We start from the raw sequence: 25,831 nt of genomic DNA, 5'->3' as shown, positions 1-25,831 counted from the left end.
TTGTAATGTTTGTAACATATAAGAGAAATGTATTTATTCAGTACGGGTATATTACTTAAAAATGGCAACCATTTGTTCACATTTTAACAGATGTTTCGCTAAACAGTCATGTTATAATTTTTATAGATCATAATTTTCCTGGGGGTGTACGGACAAGTGCATATTATAGTAGTCGGCGTTAATTATAAGACGGCCCCTGTTGAAATCCGTGAAAAATTAACTTTTAATCCAACTGAACTTGATAAAGCGATGATAGCATTGAAGGATCGCAAATCCATCCTAGAGAACATCATCGTTTCTACCTGCAATCGTACGGAAGTATATGCAGTGGTCGATCAGTTGCATACTGGACGTTATTATATTAAATCTTTCCTTGCTGAATGGTTCGGTTTGGACAAGGAGGAGTTTTCTCCATATTTGAACATCTATGAAAATGATGGGGCAATCGAGCATTTGTATCGTGTTTCCTGTGGATTGGACTCCATGGTGCTTGGGGAAACCCAGATTCTTGGACAAATCCGTACAAGCTTCCTCTCCGCTCAAGAGAATCAGACAGTGGGGACCATTTTCAACCAACTTTTCAAACAGGCTATCACACTGGCAAAGAGAGCGCACTCCGAAACGGAGATCGGTTCTAATGCAGTTTCTGTCAGCTATGCAGCAGTGGAGCTTGCCAAAAAAATCTTTGGTGATTTAACAGATAAGCATGTGTTAATTTTAGGCGCAGGTAAAATGGGAGAACTCGCCGTCCAGAATCTTCACAGCAACGGGGTAAAGAAGGTTACGGTCATCAACCGTACATTGGAAAAAGCACAAAGCCTGGCTCATCGTTTCGAGGGTAAAGCGAAATCGATCAAAGAGCTATCCTGTTCGTTGGTAGAAGCGGATATTCTTATCTCTTCTACCGGAGCAAAAGAGTTTGTGATTACAAAAGAAGACATGATCTATGTTGAGAGGATTCGTAAGGGCCGTCCGCTATTTATGGTGGACATCGCTGTACCGCGCGACCTCGACCCTGAACTGGATCAGCTTGAGAGTGTATTCCTCTATGATATCGATGACCTTCAAGGAATTGTCCAAGCAAATCTTTCAGAACGCAAAAAAGCTGCCGAAGAGATTGAACTGTTCATTGAAGAGGAAATTGTCGAGTTCAAGCATTGGTTGAATACATTAGGCGTGGTCCCTGTCATTTCGGCACTTCGTCAAAAAGCCTTGGACATCCAGTCTGAGACGATGCAAAGCATCCAGAGAAAGCTTCCTCACTTGAGTGAACGCGAAATCAAGGTGTTGAACAAGCACACGAAAAGCATCATCAACCAGATGCTCCGTGATCCGATCCTTCGTGCAAAAGAGCTCTCTTCTGAGCCTGATGCACAAGAGTCTCTAGAATTGTTTACTAAAATCTTTAATATTGAAGAAGCGGTACAACAAGAAGTCCAAACACAGTATTATGCTGTGAAAAAGGAGAAAAGCACGAATGCTCCCGTTGGCATTCCGCTTCCTCATGCAGCGACGTTCCAGTCGTAAGAGAGGCCTGAAAATATGCTAGAGATGACAATAGCAAGGCTATACGAGTTTACTATCATTCTTTACGCCTTGAGTGTACTGCTATATTTCACCGATTATCTTCATAATAACCGGAAGGCCAATAAGACGGCCTTCTGGTTACTTGCAATTGTTTGGGTGCTGCAAACAATTTTTTTATTTCTGCGCATGATCGATACAGGAAGATTCCCGATCCTCACCATTTATGAGGGGATGTACTTCTATACCTGGGTACTCATTACATTTTCCTTGATCATCAACCGGATACTGCGGGTCGACTTTATCGTATTTTTCACCAACGTCATAGGGTTCCTTGTCATGGCCTTACATACTTTCACCCCTATACAGCATGAATCCCAGGTGGTGGCTCAGGCTCTTGTATCGGAACTTCTGATCATTCATATAACGATGGCCATTCTTTCTTACGGGGCATTTTCACTATCCTTTGTCTTTTCGCTTCTCTACATTTTGCAATACAATCTGTTAAAGCGTAAAAAGTGGGGGAAACGGCTTCTGCGCATACAGGACCTGTCAAAGCTTGACCATATGAGTTATGTACTGAATGTCATCGGGGTCCCGATGCTGCTTCTCTCCTTGATCTTAGGCAGTATCTGGGCTTCCGTGAAGCTTTCCGAATTTGTCTGGTACGATGCAAAGGTGCTTGGTTCTTTTCTTGTCATAGCAGGATACAGCTATTATTTTTATCAGCGTTTGGCAAAGGGGATAACAGGCAAGGCTATTGCTAACTGGAATATTGCCGCTTTCTTGGTGATATTGATAAATTTTTTCCTGTTAAGCCAACTATCAAATTTCCATTTTTGGATTCTATAGAGAACCCGTTATAGGGTAAGGAGGAAATATGAGAAAAATCATTGTAGGTTCTAGAAGAAGCAAGCTTGCGTTAACACAGACAAACTGGGTGATCGATCAATTGAAAAGCCTAGGTGCCCCGTTTGATTTTGAAGTGAAGGAAATAGTGACAAAGGGGGATCAGATCCTTGATGTCACCTTATCCAAAGTTGGAGGCAAAGGCCTTTTCGTAAAAGAAATCGAACAGGCGATGCTTAATAAAGAAATCGATATGGCAGTACACAGCATGAAGGATATGCCGGCCGTTCTCCCGAATGGTTTGACAATCGGTTGTATACCTTTCCGTGAAGACCATCGTGATGCCTTCATCTCTAAAGATCACGTGAAGTTTGCCGATCTTTCAAGCGGTTCAATTGTAGGCACGAGCAGCCTGCGCCGTGGAGCACAGCTCTTGGCCAAACGACCGGACCTTGAGATCAAATGGATCCGTGGAAACATCGATACCCGTTTGGAGAAGCTGCAAAATGAAGATTATGATGCAATTATCCTTGCGGCAGCAGGACTTGCCCGTATGGGATGGTCAAAGGATGTAGTAACGGAATTCCTTGATGAAGACCTCTGCTTGCCGGCAGTAGGTCAGGGTGCCTTATCGATCGAGTGCCGCGAAGATGATCATGATTTGCTGGAAACTTTAAAGCTATTCACCGATTCCGTGACAGAAAAAGCAGTTATCGCAGAGCGTGCTTTCCTTCATAAAATGGAAGGTGGATGCCAGGTTCCAATAGCGGGCTTTGCATCCGTAGGCCAGGAGGATATGGTCACACTCACTGTATTGGTCGGTGCTCCGGATGGTTCTGTACTTTATAAGGAAAGAATCACAGGGACAGACCCGATCCAGGTCGGTCTTGAAGCAGCGAAAAGCTTAACAGATCAGGGTGGGAAAATGCTGATTGATCAGGTGAAAAAGGAGCTTGATCAATAATGGATCGTACTTTGCCTTTAGCCGATAAATGCATTCTTATTACAAGGAGCAAGGAGCAGGCATCGTACTTTTCCAAGCAAGTGCAGAAACTAGGAGGGACCCCATTGGAAGTCCCTCTTATTCAATTTTCACTGCCGGCAGATCAAGAGAAGGTTGCCGCAGAGCTAGAAGAAGCCGTCGCTCATTATGAGTGGCTTGTTTTTACAAGTGTGAATGGTGTGAATCATTTTTTTCAACTACATAATAAACCATTGACGAACAAAATTGCGGCCGTGGGGTCGAAAACGAAGGAAGCGTTGGCTGTACGTGGCTATGAGACAGACCTCGTTCCTTCCTCTTATTCCGCTGAGAATCTTGTGCAGGAGATCTCATGCAGGCTGGATCCGGCACAAGACAAGCTTGCTTTGATCCAAGGAAACCTCGCACGGCCTGTATTGCGTGAAGAACTGCTACGTTTAGGGTACAATGTTAAAAGGATAACCGTATATGAGAATAAGCCGCTTTCCCTTGCGAAAGAGGAAATAGAGGCTGTTGTGCAGAAGAAACTGGATCTTATTACATTCACAAGCCCTTCAACGGTTCATAACTTTAAAAAAGCTTTTGGCCTGCTCGATGTACCTGTTGCCGTGATCGGTCCGATAACGGAAAAAGCGGCAGTACAAGCTGGCTTCAAAGTATCTGTAAACCCGGAAGTATACACCATTGATGGACTATTGAAAGAAATCATCACTTATTTTCAAAGGGAGGATACGTAAATGAAAGACTTGCAGTTTGCCCGTCATCGTCGTTTAAGAAGTACAGATAACATGAGGGCTTTGGTAAGGGAAACACATCTTCACAAAGAGGACTTGATTTATCCGATTTTCATCGTGGAAGGTGAAAATATCAAAAATGAAGTACCTTCCATGCCGGGGGTCTATCACCTATCCTTGGATCTTCTGAATGAAGAAATGGCTGAAGTGACAGATCTTGGAATCAAAAGCGTGATTGTGTTCGGAGTCCCTAAAGAAAAGGACGAAGTGGGAACCCAGGCCTATCATGACCATGGAATCGTGCAGAAGGCGATCAGTCAGATCAAGGAAAGCTTCCCGGAGCTTGTTGTCATCGCTGATACATGCCTGTGCCAATACACAAATCACGGACACTGTGGGATTGTGGAGGAAGGCCAGGTGCTGAACGACCCTACACTCGACCTATTGGCGCGTACAGCTGTCAGCCAGGCAAGGGCAGGAGCTGACATCATTGCACCATCCAACATGATGGACGGATTTGTGGCGGCCATCCGACACGGCCTGGATGAAAATGGCTTCAAGCATATTCCGGTCATGTCCTATGCAGTGAAATATTCATCCGCATTCTACGGACCATTCCGTGACGCAGCACACAGCTCGCCTCAATTCGGTGATCGCAAAACCTATCAGATGGATCCTGCCAATCGTCAGGAGGCGCTAAGGGAAGCGGAATCCGATATCATGGAAGGAGCAGACTTCCTGATCGTCAAGCCGGCTCTGTCCTACCTTGATATCATCCGCGATGTGAAGAATAATTTCAATGTGCCTGTTGTCGCATACAACGTAAGTGGGGAATACTCCATGATCAAGGCAGCGGCCCAAAATGGCTGGATCAATGAAAAAGAGATCGTGATGGAGATGCTTGTCAGCATGAAGCGTGCCGGTGTGGATCTGATCATCACTTACTTCTCCAAGGATGTTGCACGTTGGTTGAACGAAAACTAAAGAATATCGGAAAGCGGTTCAGCGCATGTGGACCGCTTCCCTATAATTGAATAATCCATTCGATAGAAAGAAAGGATGACGAAAAATGAGAAGCTATGAAAAGTCAAAGAGAGCATTTCAAGAAGCAGTAAAATTAATGCCAGGTGGGGTGAACAGCCCTGTCCGCGCCTTTAAATCCGTAAACATGGACCCGATCTTCATGGAACGCGGCAAAGGCTCGAAGATTTATGATGTGGATGGAAACGAATACATAGACTATGTCCTTTCCTGGGGACCGCTTATTCACGGGCATTCCAATGACAGAGTAGTGGAAGCCATCAAAAAGGTGACAGAATCCGGAACAAGCTTTGGGGCGCCGACCCTTATTGAAAATGAGCTTGCAAAGCTTGTTATCGAACGCGTGCCATCCATTGAAGTGGTCCGGATGGTAAGCTCCGGTACGGAAGCGACGATGAGTGCCCTGCGTTTGGCTCGCGGATATACAGGACGTAATAAAATTCTGAAATTCGAAGGCTGCTACCATGGCCATGGTGATTCCCTGTTGATCAAAGCGGGATCAGGAGTGGCGACACTCGGTTTGCCGGATAGCCCTGGTGTACCTGAGGGTGTGGCAATGAACACCATCACGGTGCCTTACAATGATCTTGAAAGCATCAAGTACGCATTCGAGCAGTTCGGCGAAGACATCGCTGCCATCATCGTGGAACCTGTTGCAGGTAATATGGGTGTAGTACCTCCACAGCCGGGATTTTTGGAAGGACTGCGAGAAGTGACCGAGAAGAACGGCTCCTTGCTGATCTTTGACGAAGTAATGACCGGATTCCGCGTCGACTATCATTGTGCACAAGGATACTATGGCGTAACGCCTGACTTGACCTGTCTTGGAAAAGTGATCGGTGGGGGACTTCCGGTTGGTGCATACGGCGGAAAAGCCGAAATCATGGCCCGTGTGGCCCCGAGCGGCCCGATCTATCAGGCTGGCACACTTTCCGGCAACCCGCTGGCAATGACTGCTGGTTTTGAGACATTGGCACAGCTGACACCGGAAACCTATAAAGAGTTCGCCAAAAAAGCGGACAAACTGGAAGATGGCATCCTTGCTCTTGCCAAGCAATATGATGTTCCATTGACGGTCAACCGCGCAGGTTCCATGATCGGTTTCTTCTTCACAAACGAAGAAGTGATCAACTATGAAAAAGCAAAAACGTCCAACCTGGACTACTTTGCAGCTTTCTACCGTGAGATGGCAGATAACGGCGTATTCCTGCCGCCGTCCCAGTTCGAGGGTCTGTTCTTATCCACGGCACATAGTGATGCGGATATCGAAAAAACATTGGAAGCCATTGAAAAGTCGTTCGCAGCGATAAAGAAATAAAAGTACAGTACGAAACCCGTCTCCTTAGTTGGAGGCGGTTTTTTTGACCTGTACAGTCCCCAAAAAACTTATCATATTCCGTCATGCTCCCACATACACCTTTATTGATATAGTAAATTTTTTTTAGGTGTGAAAGGAGGAACCCCTTTGTCTTCAGAACAACAATCGTGCTTGCGGTTTTCAGTAGAAGAATCTGTATGGTTTCAAAAGGGACAGGAAGTAGCAGAGCTCATCTCCATCGCGTTGGATCCAGATATACAAATCTATGACCAGGACCAATATGTTTCCATCAGGGGAGCTTTATTATTATCAGGAGAGTATCATCCTTTTATGAATGAGGAGGAAGAGGAGGATTATCGTCCTTTTACTCAGGCAAGAGTGGTGCAAGAAGTGGAAGTGCGGGAGGATGGTGTTTGTGCGCTTCAGCATCGTTTTCCAGTGGATATCACCATCCCGAAAAACCGGATTCAAAGCCTCGATGAGATTTATGTGTCGATAGAATCCTTTGACTATAGTGTTCCGGCACGAGGCTGCCTGCAGCTTGATGCAGAGCTTTCCATTTCCGGGATCTATGGGCATCAGCAAAGTGCACCAGTGATGGAAGAGTTTCTGCAAGAGGAGGAAGACGGGCAAGATGCATTTGAAGCGGAGGAAGAGCGGGAATATGAACCGATGTACCGAAGTGCCCGTTCCGAATATGATGCGGAAAATGATGACTTCCAGTACGTTTCAGAAGATGACGATGATGAGGAAGAAATACTCAATCAAGATGAAGTCGATGCAAACACGCAATACAACTACAATGATGCAGGAGAATATGAGCCATTTGAAGTGGAAGCAAGAAAGAGTGCAGTAGAGGAAGAAGTGGACTATGATGCATCCACCTCCCATTATCAGGCTGATAAAGTCTACACGGAAGACCCATTCTCACCGATCTATGCTTTCCAATCTTCAAACCAAGAAGAGGAAGAAGAAGAAGAGGCTGCTCAGAATCTTGCATCCTTCTTTGAAAAGAGACAGCAGCAGGAGAAAGTAGTGGAACAGGCTTACCATGATGGATCGGCAGAGTCCCGCGATGAAAATGCCTTATCTTTGACCAAGATATTTGCAGATGAGGATGGGGAAGAATTTACAAGATTGAAGATATGCATTGTACAGCAAGGGGAATCCATTGACCATATCGCAGAAAGATATGATGTGACCATCCAGCAGCTTATCCGGATCAACCGTCTGTCCACGGAGGATAATGTGAATGAAGGTCAATTATTATACATCCCTGTAAAGGCAACATCCAAATCCTGATCAGGTTATATAAAAATTTTCGAAGTGGTGAGGGAGGGGGACCTTTCTCACTTCTTTTTTAGAGATTACTAACCTCAAACGGAAAGAGAGTAATGTCATGATAGCACAAGACAATAATCTCAATGAGCTTTTAAATCAATACGGGATCACCGCGGAATATGTGGAAAAGCATGGAGAGGTCTGGAGGATTGCCACGAAAAAAGGCGCTTTTGCCCTGAAGAAAATAAGAAAAGAGCATGCCTATCCATTGTTCATGAATATCCATTCGCTGTACAGGCGGGGAATCAAGACGATAGTCCCTATTTATCAGACAAAGCAGGGATATTATTTTGTAGAAAATTACGCTGATGCCTACTATTTGATGCCATGGATCGAGGATCAGGAAGAGCGGGAGCTGGACTTCAAGGATAGTCTCATGTTCAAGGAGCTTTCCAAGCTGCATAGCATGACAGTGAAGGAAAAGGAATATGAGGAAGAGGAGATTACGGCTTTTTATGACCGTCTGTCAGGGGAATGGACGAAAGAGCAGGAAATCCTGGAGAAGTTTGTGGATGAATGCGAGAAAAAGATCTATATGTCCCCCTTTGAACTGATGACCTGCACCTACGCACATGAAATCTCCCTTGCCCAGAAGTTTTCCATGCAAAAGCTAGATAGCTGGCAGGAGGAAATCAAAGAAACGAAAAAGCATCGGGTTTCCATGAATCATGGCAGGGTATCGTTTCATCATTTTGTGAAGGACACAGAAGGCAGGGGCTATTTCATCAGCTGGGAACGGGCGAAACAGGGCCCGCCTGCCAATGATCTCATCTCCTTTTATCAACGCTATCTGCGCACCTACCCATTATACTGTGATGACTGCATAGACTGGTTTTATGAATACCAAAAAGGCTTCAGTCTGCAGGGGCATGAAAAGAACCTGACCTTAAGCTATCTTTCCCATCCTAAATCGTTTATGCAAACGGTACAGCATTTCCAGCTGCCAAAAAATCAGCAAAGAAGGCAAGCGTCAGAAAGGGAGCTTGTCAAAAGACTGCAAGGCAGCTATTGGATGGCTAAAAATATTGAATATGTTGCAGGCAGGATCAACCAGATCGAAGAGCAGAAAAAAAATCAAGAGGCCCACACCGGATGAATGGTGGGGCCTTCTTTTATTTAGGCTCTTTTCACAAACAGCCTTTACTTGTCGATTGCTTTTTTTAATAGGGAATCAGTCAGGACAGAAAGATTGGTCGTTGTCGCATTGATTTCTTTGAATGCAGTCACGATGCTATCAAGGTCCTCTTTGTTTTTATTGAAGCGATCCACATAGTTGTCCATTTCCATTTTGACTGTAATAAGTCCGCCCTTCACCTGTTGGATGTTCTGTTGGGATTGGCCTGTAACCCTATGCATGGAATCCATGAGTGTGGTCACATTCGAGATCTGCTGGTCACTCTTATCGATGAGCACCTTGATCTTGCTGCTCAGGTCCTTGGAGCTTTCCGCAAGCTTTCGTACCTCGCTTGCCACTACGGCAAAACCTCTTCCTTCATCTCCTGCACGCGCGGCTTCAATCGATGCATTCAAAGCAAGGAGGTTTGTCTGATCGGCGATATTGTCTATTCCCTGTGTCATGGTGATGATTTCTTCTGACACATTTTTCAGGATGTGCATCTCCTCAAGGGACTGGGTGACCTCACGCATGACCTCTCCGAAATTCCCTACCATCCTCTCCATTTGTTTTTCATTTTCATGAGTCAAGTTCAACAGGTTCCTGCTGCTTCTTTGAGTAAGATCTGTTTCCTTCAGGACAGTTTCTGCTTTCAGGGTAACCGTCTGGATGGTTTCCTCTGTATCGCTCACCGTACTTGCCACTTCTTCGCTCATTTTTGTCAGCTCTGTCTGAAGGGTGCGATTTGCTTCATTTGCCTGCTCGAGCAGGTCGATCCTGACATGGATATATTCCTCTACGACAAGCTGGGAATCAAGGTTTGTAATATGTGTAAGTGCGGTTAAAATTGTCACCAGTTTTTCCGGGGAGTCCTGGAACCACTCGACCACTTTTGGAAGCAAGAGTGTCTGTATCGCTGAATAGGTTGCGAGGAACCAAGTCACTGGAAGGTGGACACCGTTATGGGTCTGTCCGATTCTCTTTCTCAGTTTGAAAAATTCCTCATCAAGCTCTCCGCTTAAAAGGCTCTGGAAATAATGGCGGAATACAGCTTCCAACCTTTCTTTGCTGGAGTTGTTGGTTGCAACGCGTTTCAAAGGAGGCTGTTTATATAAATGCTCGAGCACTTGGCGAAGTACGTCATCAAGAATGGAAAAGACCGCAGGCTTCGCATCTCTAAGTGCTTGAAGATGTTCTTTAGTAAAGCCCATATAGTAAAGGCGGCTGGAAAGGTCCTCATCTGCAAGGCGGACAACCGACTGACTGGAGGGAAATTGCATGGTTGCGGAATAGGGTGGCGTTTTCTGTTTTTGCAAAAATGATAGCATATTATTCTCCTTAGAATAGAAAATGGTAAAAAATTCTTATATTTATGTATAATTATGGCGCTTCTTAGGGAAATATGCTACAAAAAATGTGTTGAATTCAGAAAAAAGAGACGATTGGGAACGATGCCCAACGTCTCGCTTGAATTTCAAATCCATTCCAAATGAAAACAGATGGCAATGACAATGAGGATCGCCAGAATTAACACATCAAAAGTGGTCGGAAGAAAAATGGTCCGGATACCTTGAAAAATGCAGATGGGAATGATGAATTGCGCACAGACAGCCCGAACCTGTCTTAACCATGGCGGCAGGGAATAGGGATTATATTTTCGCATGGGTGTACCTCCTCTTAAGATGAAGCTGATTCCGCTATATAACCAACTTATGATTTATGGCGAAAATTAGTGCCCAATCCGGCACAATTATTTTATTTTGTGAATATCTTAATAAAAAGTTGGAGAAGCTTATTGACTATTAGATGCTTTATTTTGTAACATAGAAGGACAATAAAATTAAATGAAATACAGTGACAGGGAAGAGTACGGAGCATGACTCCTTTAGAGAGAGAAACCATCAGCTGAAAGGTTTCTTAGGAAAGTCAGTCCAGAACGTCGCCCTCGAGTAGTTTCAATGAAATTCCAGTAGTTGAAACCGGTGAAGAGCCGTTAGCGAGCATTGAGTGTACAGGGGATAGTCTATCTATATCCTGTAAAAAAAGGTGGTACCGCGAAACTTAACTCCTTTCGTCCTTTTATTTGGATGAGGGGAGTTTTTTATTTTTTTGGCTTTGTTAAATAAACAAAAGTGTTGTTTTTATGAATACTAGCTGTTGATTGGAGCAATAGGCGAAGACTCCTGCGGGAGGAAGCGTTTAGTGGAGACCCCACAGGCAAAGCCGAGGAGGCTCCACAAACGCCCCGCGGAAAGCGAAGCCTAGTGCGGAAATCAACAGCGGCGTTTAACAGGGCTTTATTTTTCTTTAAATGATGAGGAGGAACAAGGATGGAAATGAAAGAAGTTAATCTTCCGACTAAATATGATCCGCAAGCAATTGAAAAAAACCGTTATCAATATTGGCTCGATGGCCGTTTCTTTGAAGCGACCAATGACCAGGATAAAACACCTTATACGGTAGTAATCCCACCACCGAACGTAACAGGAAGGCTGCACCTTGGGCATGCATGGGACACGACGCTACAGGATATCGTGACACGCATGAAGCGCATGCAGGGCTTTGACGTACTGTGGCTGCCGGGTATGGACCACGCCGGTATCGCAACACAGGCGAAGGTAGAAGAAAAGCTTCGCAACCAGGGCATCTCCCGTTATGATCTTGGACGCGAGAAGTTCGTCGAGGAAACATGGAAATGGAAAGAAGAATACGCAGACCACATCCGCCAGCAATGGTCCAAGCTTGGTCTTGGCCTTGACTACAGCCGCGAGCGCTTCACGCTGGATGAAGGCTTATCAAAAGCGGTTCGCGAAGTATTCGTCACTCTCTACAAAAAAGGTTTGATCTATCGCGGCGAGTATATCATCAACTGGGATCCTGCAACAAAGACGGCATTATCCGATATCGAGGTTATTCACCAGGACGTTCAAGGTGCCTTCTATCATATGAGATATCCTCTCACTGATGGGTCCGGACATATTGAAATCGCGACCACCCGTCCTGAAACGATGCTTGGGGATACGGCGGTAGCGGTACATCCTGAAGATGAGCGCTACAAGCACCTTATCGGCAAGAACGTGACATTGCCGATAACAGGCCGTGAAATTCCGATCGTTGCAGACGACTATGTTGACATGGAATTCGGAAGCGGTGCGGTGAAAATCACCCCAGCACACGATCCGAATGACTTTGAAATCGGAAACCGTCATAACCTGGAGCGCATCCTAGTAATGAACGAAGACGGCAGCATGAACGACAAGGCCGGAAAATACTCTGGCATGGACCGTTTCGAGTGCCGTAAGCAGCTTGTAAAAGACCTGCAAGAAGAGGGTGTCCTTTTCAAAATCGAGGAGCATATGCACTCTGTAGGACATAGTGAACGTAGTGGAGCGGTTGTCGAGCCGTACCTATCCACACAATGGTTCGTAAAGATGCAGCCGCTTGCTGACAAAGCGATCGATCTTCAAAATCAGGAAGACAAAGTAAACTTTGTACCGAATCGATTTGAAAACACATACCTGCGCTGGATGGAAAATATCCGTGACTGGTGTATCTCCCGTCAACTATGGTGGGGCCACCGCATTCCTGCCTGGTACCATAAAGAAACAGGTGAAGTGCATGTAGACCATGAGCCACCGGCAGATATCGAAAACTGGGAACAGGATACAGACGTATTGGATACATGGTTCAGTTCCGCACTATGGCCATTCTCCACAATGGGCTGGCCTGAAACGGAATCACCGGACTATCAACGTTTCTACCCGACAGATGTATTGGTGACAGGCTATGACATCATCTTCTTCTGGGTATCCCGAATGATTTTCCAAGGACTTGAATTCACTGGTGAACGTCCATTTAAAGATGTCCTGATCCACGGACTTGTTCGTGACGAGCAGGGCCGCAAGATGAGTAAATCCCTTGGCAACGGTGTCGACCCGATGGATGTAATCGAAAAGTACGGAGCGGATTCCCTGCGTTACTTCCTATCAACAGGAAGCTCTCCAGGTCAGGACCTTCGCTTCAGCTTTGAAAAAGTGGAGTCCACCTGGAATTTTGCCAATAAGATCTGGAACGCCTCACGCTTTGCCCTTATGAACATGGGTGACATGAAGTTTGAGGATATCGACCTAAGCGGTGAAAAATCTGTTGCGGACAAATGGATCCTTACGCGCTTGAACGAAACGATCGAAACCGTGACAAAGCTTGCTGATAAATATGAATTCGGTGAAGTGGGCCGTGCGCTCTACAACTTCATCTGGGATGATTTCTGTGACTGGTATATCGAAATGGCGAAGCTTCCGCTTTATGGAGAGGACGAAGCGGCGAAGAAGACGACTCGTTCCATCCTGGCTTATGTGCTGGATAACACGATGCGACTATTGCACCCATTCATGCCATTCATCACAGAGGAGATCTGGCAGCAGCTTCCTCATGAAGGCGAATCTATCACGGTTGCAAAATGGCCGGAAGGTCGCAGTGACTTGACTGATAAAGAAGCGGCAGCAGATATGCGCCTGCTTGTTGATATCATCCGCAGCGTACGTAATGTTCGTGCTGAAGTGAACACACCGATGAGCAAACATGTCAAACTGCTTGTTAAAGCGAAAACCGAAGAAATCGCAGAAAAGCTTGAGCACAACCGTTCCTACTTGGAGCGCTTCTGTAACCCAAGTGAACTGACGATCGGTACGAACGTTTCCTTGGATGAAAAAGCGATGACAGCAGTTGTAACGGGAGCAGAGCTGATTCTCCCATTACAGGGCCTCATCAACATTGATGAAGAAATCGCCCGTCTTCAAAAAGAGCTTGGGAAGCTTGATAAAGAAGTGGAACGTGTACAAAAGAAGCTTTCAAACCAAGGCTTTATCGCAAAGGCACCAGAGAGCGTGATTGAAGAAGAGAAAGCGAAAGAAAAGGATTATGTGGAAAAACGAGAGGCTGTTCAGGCTCGCATTGATGAACTGAAGGGCTAAGAATGTAAAAGTGAAGGCGAATCCGTAATGGGTTCGTCTTTCCTTTAGAAATAAATCGCTAGAAAGGAAATGAAAAATGATCCACACATATGAAGAAGCTTTAGATTGGATTCATTCGCGACTGCGATTCGGAATCAAGCCAGGCATTAAGAGGATGGAATGGATGATGGAAAAGCTCGGTCATCCCGAACGGAAATTCAAGACGATTCATGTTGCAGGTACCAATGGCAAAGGGAGCACAGTAACCTATATTCGTCATATTCTTCAAGAGGCAGGCTACAGGGTAGGTACCTTCACCTCTCCGTATATCGAACAATTCAATGAAAGAATCAGTGTGGATGGAGTGCCATTTGCAAACGAAGACCTGGTGAAGCTTGTGAATCTGATCAAGCCCCTGGCAGATGAACTCGAAGACCATGAGCTTGGAAGTCCCACCGAATTTGAAGTGATCACAGCGATGAGCTTCTACTATTTCAGGCATATGGCAGAAGTGGACATAGCCGTCTATGAAACAGGCCTCGGTGGTAGATTCGATTCGACTAATATCATTACTCCGCTCGTCTCTGTCATCACGAATATCGGTCATGATCACCAAGCGATCCTTGGAGATAGCCTAGCCGAAATTGCCTATGAAAAAGCCGGCATCATCAAACACGGCGTTCCGGTCATTACCGCGGTTGCCCAGGAAGAAGCAAGAGAGGTCATTGTTGATGTTGCAAAAGAGAAAAAGTCCCGCCTATATCAGCTATCGCAGGAGCTGAAAATCAGCAACTATGAGGCAACTGTAAAGGGTGAAAGCTTTTTCCTTAACACTCCTTTTGGAAGATTGAATGACCTCAGGATCGCCATGAAAGGCCGCCATCAGGTGGACAATGCAGCACTGGCTGTCATGGCATGTGAATATGTGAAAAACTATTATTCTTTCTTTATCGAAGAGGAGCATATACGTCAAGGTTTGGAAAAGGCATTTTGGGCAGGGAGGATGGAAGAGGTCTCACTTGACCCACTTGTGGTGCTCGATGGTGCACATAATAAAGAGGGAATGGAGAAGCTCGCTGAAACCGTAAAGGATCGATACAAGGATAAACATGTCCATATCCTGTTCACGGCATTATCCGATAAGCCGTTGGATGAAATGATCAGCCTGTTGGATAAGGTCGCCGATACCATCACTTTTACTTCCTTTGATTTTCCACGGGCAGCGGGTGCAGAAATTCTCAGTGGAAAAAGTAAGCACCCTAAAAAAAGAGCGGTTGAATCATGGGAAAACGCTGTGCAATCCATCCTTTCAGGGCTAGGTAAGGACGATTTACTGCTCATAACTGGGTCATTATATTTTATTTCAGAAGTAAGGACTTATTTCACAGAAAAGGGGTAATGAAATTAAGGGAGAATTATCCTATTTTTGTTGTGACAAAGTTTAGAAAATTTGATAAAATTACGTTATTGCATTATTTTTTGAAAATTTAGGTAGGAAGGGAGGGGTAAGTATGGGTGATCGCGCAGTCAGCACGTCTATGAAAGCTGCAATATGGACATGCTTCATTTTGATATTTCCCCTAAGTCTATGGATAGGATATCAGCTTTCTCCTATAAGCATAGAAGAATTGCCATTACTTCATCTAGTGGGATTTGCGATTCTCTTGATCATACTTGCCCTAATCCCGATCGTGGTGGGAGAGGTCCCTCTGTTTCTGACCCAAGGGGTGTCCCTGGCAATTCTACTATCCTTTGGCCTTTTTGCAGAAATGGTACTTACGCTCATATCCGTTATCGCCCTTATGCTGAAAATACGGGTGAGCAAGGAAAACCTGCTTAGAATACCTATCAACCTATTGATGTTTTCCACAATCTCTCTCATTTGCGGAGCAGTATATTACGCACTTGGCGGAGGCCATGGAGACACAAGGCTTCTGCAACCAGGTGTCATCGTGCCGATCCTTTCCCATGAACTGATGTATTTCACATTGAACTCCATTGCCCTGTATATGATACAGGTATCCATTTATAAAAGAAAAAGCAGTTTTATCACTCCTGACACCAAGTGGGAGGCGGTAACCAGTATCATTGTTTTACCGGTCGGACTGATTCTTTATGTGCTATATGAGCAGCTAGGAATCGTAGCCATATTCTATGTAGGACTGCCATTTGTCGTATTGACAATGATCCTGCAGCTCTATCATTCCAGCCAGAAGGTGAATAAGTACCTCCAGCAGGCTGCCGGCGTCGGGCATCAACTTACAGAACGCCTTGATACGCAAGGGGTGCTGGACGTATTCCTGGACAAGGTCTCCACCTTGTTCCCGGTTGATTATGCAGCCATTATAGATGTGAACGGGGAGAGTACCTTGAAAGTCCTCCGTGTCATCGACAATCAGGATTTTGTGGCAGTCAACACTGAAATGGATACAGCAAATGAAGATCTTTTGTCCTATATTTTAAAGCGTGGAAAAAGCCAATGCTTCCTTACGAGAAAAGAATGGAAGCACTTTTCAAATACACATTTGCATCCCTCCCTTCAAAGTGTCATGTGCGTCCCGGTATCTCGAAATCAAAAGATAGAGGGAATCGTCGTTCTGGCAAGCACAACGAAAAGGTCTTACGATAAATCCCAGCTGATGATCGCGGATATCCTTGCCTCATACTTCGGGGTGGCAATGGAAAAGGCCCGTCATTATCAAGAAACAAAGCGCAGAAGCGAACGGTGTGCCTTGACGAAGCTATACAATTACCGCTATTTCGAAAATGTGCTGGAAAAAGAGTATGCAAGCCTGGACAATGGGGACCTTTCATCCTTATCCCTGATCCTGCTTGATTTGGATCACTTCAAAAAAATAAACGATATGTACGGCCACCAAAGCGGCAATGAAATCCTGAAGCAAGTCGCAGACCGGCTTGTAGGGCTCGTAGGTGACACTGGCACAGTTGCAAGATACGGCGGGGAGGAATTTGTCATCCTCCTTCCGGATATGGACAGAGGCAAATGCTTTGAACTTGCTGAAAGAATAAGGGTCAACCTTGCCAACAGATCCTTTGCGTTGAAGCAGCACATCCGGGATTCCCATACCGTCCAGCTTGTCAGGGTCACCGCCAGCATCGGCTTTGCGACAGCCCCTGATGATGCAGAGGATACCCTGGATCTCATCCGTCACGCCGACCGCGCAATGTACGTAGGGGCAAAGCAGGCCGGGCGGAATAAGGTGGCGGAGTATAGGAAGACGTCATAAAGTAAACTCACCCTTGTGGTGGGTTTTTCTTTTTCCGACAGTTATAAAATGACAAAATTACTCAAAATCCCTAAAATAATCTATGTATCTTGCAAAAAAATGATATAATAGACATAAAATGATATGATACTATTGAACTATAAGTGAGCCAACCAAGAAACTATTACATAGAGATCTGTGATAAATGGGGAGGACAAATGAATAAACTATTAACTGTTTTTGCCGCAATCTTGTTAGTTGTCGTAGTGGTTGCAAGTGTTTCACCTGGTGCGGAGTCTCAATACAACTTAAAAGAAGAGGATATACAATATTCTGTATCTAGAAATACAAATCATAATGGCTATATTAAGATAAATCAACCCATTAATTTAGAATACACAATCACACCTAATGAGATTTCTACTTCTAAAGAAGACTATAAGGTTCGAGGAATAAAACCTATTGGAATAGAATTACCAGAAAAAGGTTTTTCAATTAATTCTGAATATGAGTTTGAATTTGATTACACAATTGCATTCAATGGTAATTCTAATAACGGAAAACCACGTTTTTTTGAATTTTGGGAATCAGGATACACACAGAGTAATACCCTCCCAGAATTAACAGCAAAAGGATTAGGTCCAATTAGTGGTGCACAGGGTCATGGTAGAGAAAAGTGGCTTTTTGAAGCAGTGGAAACCTCTATGGAATTAGGCACCAATACTAATCTATTAATTCCTATAGTTAAGTTGGAAGATAATAAATATACATTTATAGATATCGCGGTATTTGATTTAGTGGCAATACCGGGGGTTAACGGTAAAGACAAGGAAGATCCCAAAGTTATAGGCACGTATAAAGGGACATTTTTAAAAGAAGACTTACCATCTTCTCCTCCAAATAAAATAACTTCTCCAGAATCATTCAAATTCATAGAGACTTTTCCAGCGGGGTTAGATGTTGTTGTGAAACACCCTTTAGGCGCTAAAATTTCAACACAAGAAAACGGTGGAAAAAGAGTCGAAATAGAATTAGGAAAAGCGGAATACTTAAAGTTCAGAGAAAATAGTTACAAAGCGGATCCCTTTAAGATTGAGATTGAGGTTACTCCTAAAACACTTAAAAAATTTGAATTAATTAACGGAAAAGTCTCACATGGTATAAAAAATCAATTAGTTCCACCATTATCTCTATTTGCAGAACCGTCAATTTCAGTTGCTCCATCTGTTTATGACATGTTTGTAGGAGACCAAGAAGCTTTGACGAATTTTAATGTGATAATTAATTACCATGAAAATACTACCGGAGAAACACTCCTTCACGAAAGTGAATACTTAGGTTTTGATTGGAATGTTGTGGATGAAAACATAATTAAAATAAATAACGGTAAAATTATCGCAGTATCCCCAGGTTTTACATCATTATATGCAATAAATAATGGAGGGACAAATCTAGCTGAAGTACAGATTACAGTAAATGAGAGGCCAATTCCTTTGAATAAGTTGGAACTCTGGCCTGAATATTATATGGAAATAGGAGATGTGTTAGATCTTGCAGCCGGGCTTAAATATACCCCAACCAATGCTACAAGAAAAGAGGTAGAATGGCTTAGCTCAGAAGATACTATCAGTCTCGATGAAAATGGAACTATCACTGCTTTAAAGTTAGGTGTATCTCATGTAACTGTAACTTCAATCAGTAATCCTGGCATAAGTTTTACTACAAAGGTTTATGTAGTGAAAAAAGATGAAGATCCTGAAAACCAAGATAGCGATTATAGATGGTAAAACTAAAAATGCAGCCTCATTATTTTATGAGGCTGCATTTTTCTTTTACCAATGTAATAGCGGGGGTTATCAATTAATTATGGTTTCGTCCACTATCACTCGGTACTTATCGGACAACGGTAACCGGGTTAATTGTTTTATTAATACGGATGGGTCATGAATAACTTGAAATCTTGTTTTTCTGCCCTGTTGATTTACTGGACTGAGGGGTGAGATTATTTGTCCACTTTCTTCTACGTCACCTCGAACAGCATTTACCTCTAGGGATTTTTTCGCAAATACCCCACCGTTAATATAAAAAACGGAGCCTACCCCATAAAGTTCTGCGTTTTTTTCAGTATAAAAATATCCATCAAGTTGATTCGGTTTATCCGTGTTTGTAGATTGTATAATATCCGCAATATTAGTGCTATTTTCGTATTGCTTTTCCTTAAACTCGAATAAGTCGTTTATCCTGGTGATAATAATATCTTCATTAGCCAACAGAACCAATTGATTGCCATCTCTTCCTCTGACGTTGACATTTGAGATGTGACTTTTTCTAAAACTGTAAATTGTACTGTCAAAGTAAATAGAGTTTTGGTCAAATTCCATTTCACTTAGTCCTATGGAATCTGAACCATTAATTCTTACTTCACCATAGACAACTATTGTCCCCCTATGGTGAATAGGTGTAGTAATAGTATTAATTTCTAAATCGCCAAGGACAACAATATTACTATTTAATTCTATTTCATTTCCTGACAATGCTGTAATATTCAGGTCCCCACCAACAATAATTGTATTGCCGTCCGATGTAATAGGTCTATCAACTGCAGATATTTCTAAATCACCAGTAACGATAATATCTTCAGAGAAAGTGACTCCATTAGTAATGTGAGGATTCTTTATTAGTGATCTAATATAGAGGTTGTTATTATGCGTAAGTCGTGTATTTGGCTTGTCAGCTAACCACTTTTCAATCATCAGTATATTATTATTTTGCAGGTACGTATTCTCTAGATTGATAACATTGATAAGGTTGTCAGTTGCCTTAGGAATGTTACTAATATCAGCGATACCTTGACTTACATAGGCAGAAGTCAGCTCATTAAATTTATTCAGGAAAGTAGTATTGAATTGTACTTCAATAAATTCCTCATTCAGCCTTTCAAAGCTAGGGGCTGCACCGAGATAAAAATATTCACTTAAATCTGGTAAGCTCTTTAAGTCTGTTGTACTTGTAGATCCTGGAATGTTTGGAAAGCCAGAATGCTTTAAAGTTAATTGATTTTGTACAAATCCATTTCCTTTAATTGCAGGAAATAGGCTGTCTTCTTCTCTTTTAACCGCACTACTTGTAACAGTTAGTTTATCACGTAGCTTCGCTTTACTGCTTACGGATAAATCATTTGCAATAATACTGCCTAATATATTTGATGACCCATTCAGGTATAGTTTCCCATCGTCAGGACCAGAGCCATATGAGCCTAAAGCATAATCCAGAAAGCTTGGCGCTGGTGTTATTATGAGACGTTTATTAACTCTTTTACCTGTATCAAGAGGAATGGATATCTCGAAAACCCGGGTATATGTTTTATCTAAGTCTGTCACTTCATCGATATATTCATCGGTGATATCATTAATTGTCAGCCCTTTTGATTTTAAAGCTGGAAATGTTTCTATAGTATTGGAAATTAATTTATTCAGTTCAGGAATATAAGCGCTGTTATACTCACTAGGCAATGAAATACTTAATAAATTGGAACTGGCATACTCTACTTCTTCTTTAAATGATGCCGTAAGTAACTCGATTTCTTCTTTTCCTTCATACAATTCTCCTATAGTTTCGGTTCTCAATTGTGTTCTGGTGCTTCCATTTAAAGCGACAGCAAGAATACTCAAGCCTAATATCATAAATACTGTAGAAATGATGAGAACTAAAATTAACGTAGAGCCTTTTTCGTTCATATAAATACCTCTCTAATAACCAAATTCACTAATAAATTCCAATGGTTCTACGAACAGTTTATTATCAGTTTCTGAATATTCAAGATGTCCCAGTTTAAACTTTGTAGTAATTACACCGGAATCACAAACCTTTTCAATATTAGATAGTGAAACTTTTTTATTCGTACATTCATAACTCATTATGTTGCCACCTTCATTAATTGGCATGAGATATACTGAATCACTATTAATTTTCACTTGTTTTACTGTGGGATCGAAATAGGTTTTATAAAGGTCATATTTGGTGTTATCGTTTGCTTTAGGTTTTAAGACAAATTGAATGGATGCACTGTTTTGTATTATATCTAGAAGATCTTCATTCTTGTAATAGTAGTCATTCTTTATTAGCGTCTTAACACTGTATAATTCAATGTAGGACTCATCGCTATTATAAAGTATCGCTTCTGGTTGAATTCTATTCAAATCATTTAGCATGGTTGCCAGAATAATATCAGCTTCATCGCGTAATTGACTTTCGATGCCTATTTTCTTGTACAAATTAACTCCCATAATGAAAGAGCTATACATGGTTCCTAATATGATGCTACTGATTACTAGAACTGCAAGTAATTCAAGGAGTGTAACGCCACGTTCATCTCTAAATACCTTAGCGAATAGATTCATGTGCGATAACTCCTTGTAACATGATTTCATCACGATTATCTGTCCAATCTACCACGACAAAAATTCTCAAAAGATGTTGTGCTATATCACTATCAGGGTCTAATTTATCCTGACTATCTTTTAGTGTTAAAATATCGATTTGATTCAGATACGCTTTCTTAACTGAAGAAGGTAAATTTATTATTTCGGGATTATCATTTAGTTCTTCTTCAAGTTGTTGATCATAATACTTCATGACATAGACATTTATACTGCTGCTCCCTAAGGTAACATTATTGATTATTGGATTAAAAATCGAATTACACTGAATTTCATTGGAGAAGAGTTTAACGTTGTTGTATTGCAAGCGGTCAGATTCTAGTGAATTTGGATAAGGCTTAATCATAAGGTTATGCACCTTAGCGCATGAAGAGAGATTAATTGTAACTGAAAAAGGAGAATCAAAATTAACCGTAGGATCCAAATCCATCATTTTTTGATTAGTAAACGCCTCGAACGTTCCGAAATCCTGCTTCTCCATATAATTCATGACATTCCGTGCCACCTGTGTTGCTACTGTTTTAGATTCGTTTTCCTTTACATAGGTTAGACCATTGGTAAAGAAGGTCATCATGCCAAGCAAGATGATTGAGAAAATTGTTATGGATACTAAAACTTCAATTAATGTGAAACCACCATTTTTTTCAATAATTTGTTTCATCTTGTAATCTCCTATTTCAAAATACCTATGTTTATTATACAATAACAATAGTCTACTTCGTTCTACAAATTTTGTAAAAATATAAAGAAATGTGGTGTGATTTTGGGGAATTACGTTTTTGCAGTCTTGGCTACAGCGTTATTGTTGCCATTATTTTTTCTTGTCAGGATGAAATTCACCTCTAAGGGTAAATGGATCATCCCGCTAATATCATTTCTTATCTCCACTTTGGGTATTTTCGTGCTGAAGACTTTAACAATATGGCACAGCATTATATTTATGATTTTACTTCTACTTCTTACTGCTTTACTACTTCAAAGACAACGTCTATTCCTAGCGAATACTTCAATTAAAGAAGAAACTACCAGAACTGCAAGAGACAACAAACAGAATACTACATTCCTAGATTCAGATGCTTATGAACAAAAGGATATACATAGAAGAAAACTGGTATTAGAAGAACTTTCCGATCAAATAACAGAGAAAAAATGATGGGAGTTTATAAAATGGGGGAGAAAAAATGCAAAGTTTAAAGACATTGCTTGCATTGCTTGTTTGTACAGCTTTTATATTTACCTTTTCTTTTGTCGGTTCCATGATTACAGACAATTGGCTTCCTCATAAAAGTGCGTTTTCCGAGAAGACGCTAATAGCCAATGAAGAGGTAAGCAACAAGTCAAAAGACGAAGTTGTGAAAAAGTTGGAAGCCGCAAGAGATGCATGGCTTACGGATGGAACCATTTTTTTTGAATGGTCCGGCGAACTTAGACCTTTTGATAAAAACCATTTTATTTTCTATATACCGGAATCCGTTGATTATGCGCAGGACTCCACTACCAATTCCTTAAATGTAGAATTGGAATCCAGTATTTTATTGGCCGAAATAGAAGCTTTAACAAATAGTCCTGATATTTTTGCTGCATTGGATTCTGAAAAACTCTTAAATGACTTGATAGAGGTTGCGACCATGCTTAAAGGGGGAAATCAAACATTTTTCATTGCTGATTATCTTTTGGATGATACTTTGATCGAGAAAACCTCGATTGATTCCATTCTTAAGGTGTCTGATAAAAAAGTTTTAGATGAACTAAAAGCAGGTCTATCAAATAAAGAAGTTCCTGTTCCTGCGGGTCAAGCGTTCTCTGTGCATGATTGGCTACTAAAGGAAAATATCATGTTATCGGATGAAGCTTCAAGCGTCGTTGCTTCCATGATTTATCAACTTTTGGCTTCTACAAACTTTGCAGTATTGGAAAGGCATATCTCTACAGAGCTGCCTGAATGGGCTGTAGCTGGATATGAGGCAAAAATGGAACGAGGCAAGATGGACCTTGTGATAGAGAACCCAAATAATAGCGACTTTATTGTTACTTTTTCCATCGATTCTTCTACGGTGCTTGGAACGATGAGCGGTCCTGCATTGCCTTATGTATACAGCATTGAAGAGGAAAATAAAGAATCCTATACTCCAAAAACGATTGTTCAATATTCGGCATCCCTTTTGAATAATCAAAAGAAAGTCAAAGAGGAAGGCAAGGACGGGGTGTTTATTAAGCTTCAACGTGTTGCTAAGGATGCCTCTGGTGCGGTAATGGAGACGGTATCGTATAGTGAAGACTTTTATCCACCAATTCACAGGATTGAACAACATAGTCTTATCAGAAATACAGTTGCAACGAACCCTGATATTGATACAGATACAAATTCAGGAACGACTCCAGGGAACACCAGTAATTCAGGTTCCAGCAATAATGGTGGTTCAAACTCAGGTGGTACTAATACTGGCGGCACAAACACGGGTGGTACAAATACCGGAAACTCTAACAACACAGGTGGAAACACCTCAAATAATGGAGAAAACAACTCCGGTAACACAAATACAAACAACAATAACGATAATGATAACGATAACGATTCAGGCAACGAGCCAGGTTCTGGAACGGATAACACTGGGAAATAAGAAATGAAAAGGTGAATCATATGGTGCAGACAAGAAAGAGGCTTGGGGACTTATTGGTCGAAGCCGGCATTATTACCGAAAGTCAGTTGAAAAGTGCTCTGAAGGAGAAAACACGTGAACAGAAGCTTGGGGATGTTCTGCTCCAAAAGGGATTCATCACGGAACAGCAACTTATTGAAGTGTTGGAATTCCAGCTAGGTATTCCGCATGTAAGCTTATTCCGCTATCCTTTTGATGATAAGCTGATGCATATCGTGTCCAAAGAGTTTGCAAAACGCAATATCTTAATTCCACTGAAAAAAGAACATGATCGGTTGTTCGTTGCCATGGCAGACCCTATGGACTTCTTTGCCATGGATGACCTGAGGCTGTCCACCGGTTTTGAGATCGAACCGGTCATTTCCACCAAAGACGATATTCTACGATCCATCAATAAATATTATGAAACGGCCGATTCCATGGATGAGCTGCTAGAAGGCTTTGAACCGAATGTTCAGGTCAAGGTGGAGGATGAGCGGATTACCGAAGAGGATTCACCAATTGTCAGATTGGTAAATCAACTATTGCAAAACGCTGTCCAGCAGCGGGCAAGTGATATCCATATCGATCCACAGGAAACCAAAGTTGTTGTTAGATATCGTATAGATGGCGTACTACGGACAGAAAGGGTCTTGCCAAAACATACCCAAAATGTTCTTATTGCACGCATCAAGATCCTGGGGCAGATGGATATCACCGAGCATCGTGTCCCACAGGATGGAAGAATCAAGACGAACGTTGACTTCCATCCAGTCGATGTCCGTGTTTCCTCGCTTCCTACCGTTTTTGGCGAAAAAATCGTTATGCGGATATTGGATATGAGCAGTGCGTTGAATGATATCACGCAGCTTGGTTTCAATGAAAAGAACTATGAACGCTTTACCGATCTCATACATAAGCCGACCGGGATCATCCTCATAACCGGTCCTACAGGTTCAGGGAAATCATCCACTCTTTACGCGGCGTTGAACCATCTGAACAGTGAGGAAGTAAACATCATCACGGTTGAAGATCCTGTGGAATATCAATTGGAAGGCATCAATCAGATCCAGGTCAACACGAATGTAGGGATGACGTTTGCCAAAGGTCTTCGTGCCATCCTACGTCAGGATCCGAATGTCATCATGGTAGGAGAAATCCGTGACCGGGAGACTGCCGAGATTGCCATCCGTGCATCATTGACCGGTCACCTTGTACTGAGCACACTTCATACCAATGACGCAATCAGTACCATTACTAGACTTGTAGATATGAAGGTGGAGCCGTTCCTTGTAGGATCTTCCATTAATGGTGTGCTCGCACAGCGTCTAGTAAGGAAAGTATGCCGGGACTGTGCTAAACCGGAGGAACCGACCTTAAGAGAGAAAGAGATATTCGCTAAACGCGGCCTTGAGATTGATAAGGTGATGCGAGGAAAAGGCTGTGGCACGTGCAATATGACAGGCTATAAAGGTCGTATCGCCATCCATGAACTGCTTGTCATCAACGATCAGATGAAAAAGATGATCATGAACAACGAGCCGATTTCCCGATTGAGGGAATACGCACATGAACAGGATACAGTCTTCTTGATAGATGATGGTTTGTTAAAAGTAAAAAAAGGGCTTACCACAACCGAAGAGATTCTGCGTGTTGCCCTTCAAGAGTAGG

19 protein-coding genes and 1 other annotated feature are annotated in these 25,831 nt (G+C 42.5%); of the genes, 14 read left to right on the top strand and 5 right to left on the bottom strand.

The window, feature by feature from the left end; all coding sequences use genetic code 11:
• Positions 1-156: 156 nt before the first annotated feature.
• The 8 genes from hemA to ysxE all read left to right on the top strand — a co-directional run bounded on the left by hemA (position 157) and on the right by ysxE (position 8,885).
• Positions 157-1,527 carry a glutamyl-tRNA reductase gene (gene hemA / locus JOC95_RS11340; protein WP_204416174.1) on the top strand — a complete coding sequence of 457 codons (1,371 nt, stop codon included), beginning with the start codon at positions 157-159 and terminating at the stop codon, positions 1,525-1,527.
• A 15-nt stretch (positions 1,528-1,542) separates the two neighbouring features.
• Positions 1,543-2,376, top strand: coding sequence for a cytochrome C assembly family protein (locus JOC95_RS11335; protein ID WP_204416172.1), 834 nt, complete (start codon positions 1,543-1,545; stop codon positions 2,374-2,376).
• A 28-nt stretch (positions 2,377-2,404) separates the two neighbouring features.
• Positions 2,405-3,337, top strand: coding sequence for a hydroxymethylbilane synthase (gene hemC, locus JOC95_RS11330; protein WP_204416170.1), 933 nt, complete (start codon positions 2,405-2,407; stop codon positions 3,335-3,337).
• Positions 3,337-4,092, top strand: coding sequence for a uroporphyrinogen-III synthase (locus JOC95_RS11325; protein WP_204416168.1), 756 nt, complete (start codon positions 3,337-3,339; stop codon positions 4,090-4,092). Before hemC ends, JOC95_RS11325 begins: the two co-directional genes overlap by 1 nt.
• Complete coding sequence (gene hemB / locus JOC95_RS11320; protein ID WP_204416165.1) at positions 4,093-5,073, top strand: porphobilinogen synthase; 981 nt, start codon at positions 4,093-4,095, stop codon at positions 5,071-5,073.
• 85 nt (positions 5,074-5,158) lie between these two features.
• Positions 5,159-6,448 carry a glutamate-1-semialdehyde 2,1-aminomutase gene (gene hemL / locus JOC95_RS11315; protein WP_204416163.1) on the top strand — a complete coding sequence of 430 codons (1,290 nt, stop codon included), beginning with the start codon at positions 5,159-5,161 and terminating at the stop codon, positions 6,446-6,448.
• Positions 6,449-6,595: 147 nt separating this feature from the next.
• A complete protein-coding gene (spoVID, locus tag JOC95_RS11310) occupies positions 6,596-7,750 on the top strand; it encodes a stage VI sporulation protein D (protein ID WP_204416162.1) in 1,155 nt (384 codons plus the stop codon).
• Between the two features lie 97 nt (positions 7,751-7,847).
• Positions 7,848-8,885, top strand: a complete 1,038-nt coding sequence (gene ysxE, locus JOC95_RS11305; RefSeq protein WP_204416161.1) for a spore coat protein YsxE — start codon at positions 7,848-7,850, stop codon at positions 8,883-8,885.
• A gap of 44 nt (positions 8,886-8,929) precedes the next feature.
• Here ysxE and JOC95_RS21720 read toward each other — a convergent pair whose 3' ends face one another.
• The gene (locus JOC95_RS21720; protein ID WP_204416160.1) at positions 8,930-10,231 is read right to left on the bottom strand and encodes a protoglobin domain-containing protein; all 1,302 of its coding nucleotides are present in this window, start codon (positions 10,229-10,231) and stop codon (positions 8,930-8,932) included.
• A 146-nt stretch (positions 10,232-10,377) separates the two neighbouring features.
• Positions 10,378-10,566, bottom strand: a complete 189-nt coding sequence (locus tag JOC95_RS11295) for a hypothetical protein (protein WP_204416159.1) — start codon at positions 10,564-10,566, stop codon at positions 10,378-10,380.
• Positions 10,567-10,748: 182 nt separating this feature from the next.
• Positions 10,749-10,985, top strand: a binding site (T-box leader).
• A 248-nt stretch (positions 10,986-11,233) separates the two neighbouring features.
• On the opposite strand from JOC95_RS11295, the gene JOC95_RS11290 reads away from it, so the two are divergent.
• The 4 genes from JOC95_RS11290 (at position 11,234) to JOC95_RS11275 (ending at position 18,869) form a co-directional block, all read left to right on the top strand.
• A complete protein-coding gene (locus JOC95_RS11290; RefSeq protein ID WP_204416158.1) occupies positions 11,234-13,876 on the top strand; it encodes a valine--tRNA ligase in 2,643 nt (880 codons plus the stop codon).
• A gap of 76 nt (positions 13,877-13,952) precedes the next feature.
• Positions 13,953-15,254 carry a bifunctional folylpolyglutamate synthase/dihydrofolate synthase gene (locus JOC95_RS11285; RefSeq protein WP_204416150.1) on the top strand — a complete coding sequence of 434 codons (1,302 nt, stop codon included), beginning with the start codon at positions 13,953-13,955 and terminating at the stop codon, positions 15,252-15,254.
• Between the two features lie 112 nt (positions 15,255-15,366).
• Positions 15,367-17,103, top strand: a complete 1,737-nt coding sequence (locus JOC95_RS11280) for a sensor domain-containing diguanylate cyclase (RefSeq protein ID WP_204416147.1) — start codon at positions 15,367-15,369, stop codon at positions 17,101-17,103.
• 197 nt (positions 17,104-17,300) lie between these two features.
• Entirely contained in the window at positions 17,301-18,869 is a 1,569-nt protein-coding gene (locus tag JOC95_RS11275; RefSeq protein ID WP_204416145.1) for an Ig-like domain-containing protein, read from the top strand.
• Between the two features lie 69 nt (positions 18,870-18,938).
• Here the strand turns inward: JOC95_RS11275 and JOC95_RS11270 are convergent, their stop codons facing one another.
• Genes JOC95_RS11270 through JOC95_RS11260 form a run of 3 tightly spaced genes read right to left on the bottom strand, consistent with a single transcriptional unit; the run spans position 18,939 to position 22,182 of the window.
• Positions 18,939-20,819 (bottom strand): hypothetical protein, encoded by a 1,881-nt coding sequence (locus JOC95_RS11270; protein ID WP_204416143.1) that lies wholly within the window; start codon positions 20,817-20,819, stop codon positions 18,939-18,941.
• A gap of 12 nt (positions 20,820-20,831) precedes the next feature.
• A complete protein-coding gene (locus tag JOC95_RS11265) occupies positions 20,832-21,482 on the bottom strand; it encodes a PulJ/GspJ family protein (protein WP_204416142.1) in 651 nt (216 codons plus the stop codon).
• Complete coding sequence (locus JOC95_RS11260; protein WP_204416141.1) at positions 21,466-22,182, bottom strand: type IV pilus modification PilV family protein; 717 nt, start codon at positions 22,180-22,182, stop codon at positions 21,466-21,468. Before JOC95_RS11260 ends, JOC95_RS11265 begins: the two co-directional genes overlap by 17 nt.
• Before the next feature lie 520 nt (positions 22,183-22,702).
• Here JOC95_RS11260 and JOC95_RS11255 point away from each other — a divergent pair.
• Together JOC95_RS11255 and JOC95_RS11250 are read left to right on the top strand one after the other, a co-directional pair.
• A complete protein-coding gene (locus tag JOC95_RS11255) occupies positions 22,703-24,142 on the top strand; it encodes a hypothetical protein (RefSeq protein ID WP_204416140.1) in 1,440 nt (479 codons plus the stop codon).
• Between the two features lie 20 nt (positions 24,143-24,162).
• Positions 24,163-25,830 carry a GspE/PulE family protein gene (locus tag JOC95_RS11250; protein WP_204416139.1) on the top strand — a complete coding sequence of 556 codons (1,668 nt, stop codon included), beginning with the start codon at positions 24,163-24,165 and terminating at the stop codon, positions 25,828-25,830.
• Position 25,831: the final 1 nt, after the last annotated feature.

The organism is Sutcliffiella tianshenii (genome assembly GCF_016908565.1).
Taxonomy (GTDB): domain Bacteria; phylum Bacillota; class Bacilli; order Bacillales; family Bacillaceae_I; genus Sutcliffiella_A; species Sutcliffiella_A tianshenii.
This window is presented reverse-complemented; position numbering and strand designations above follow the sequence as displayed.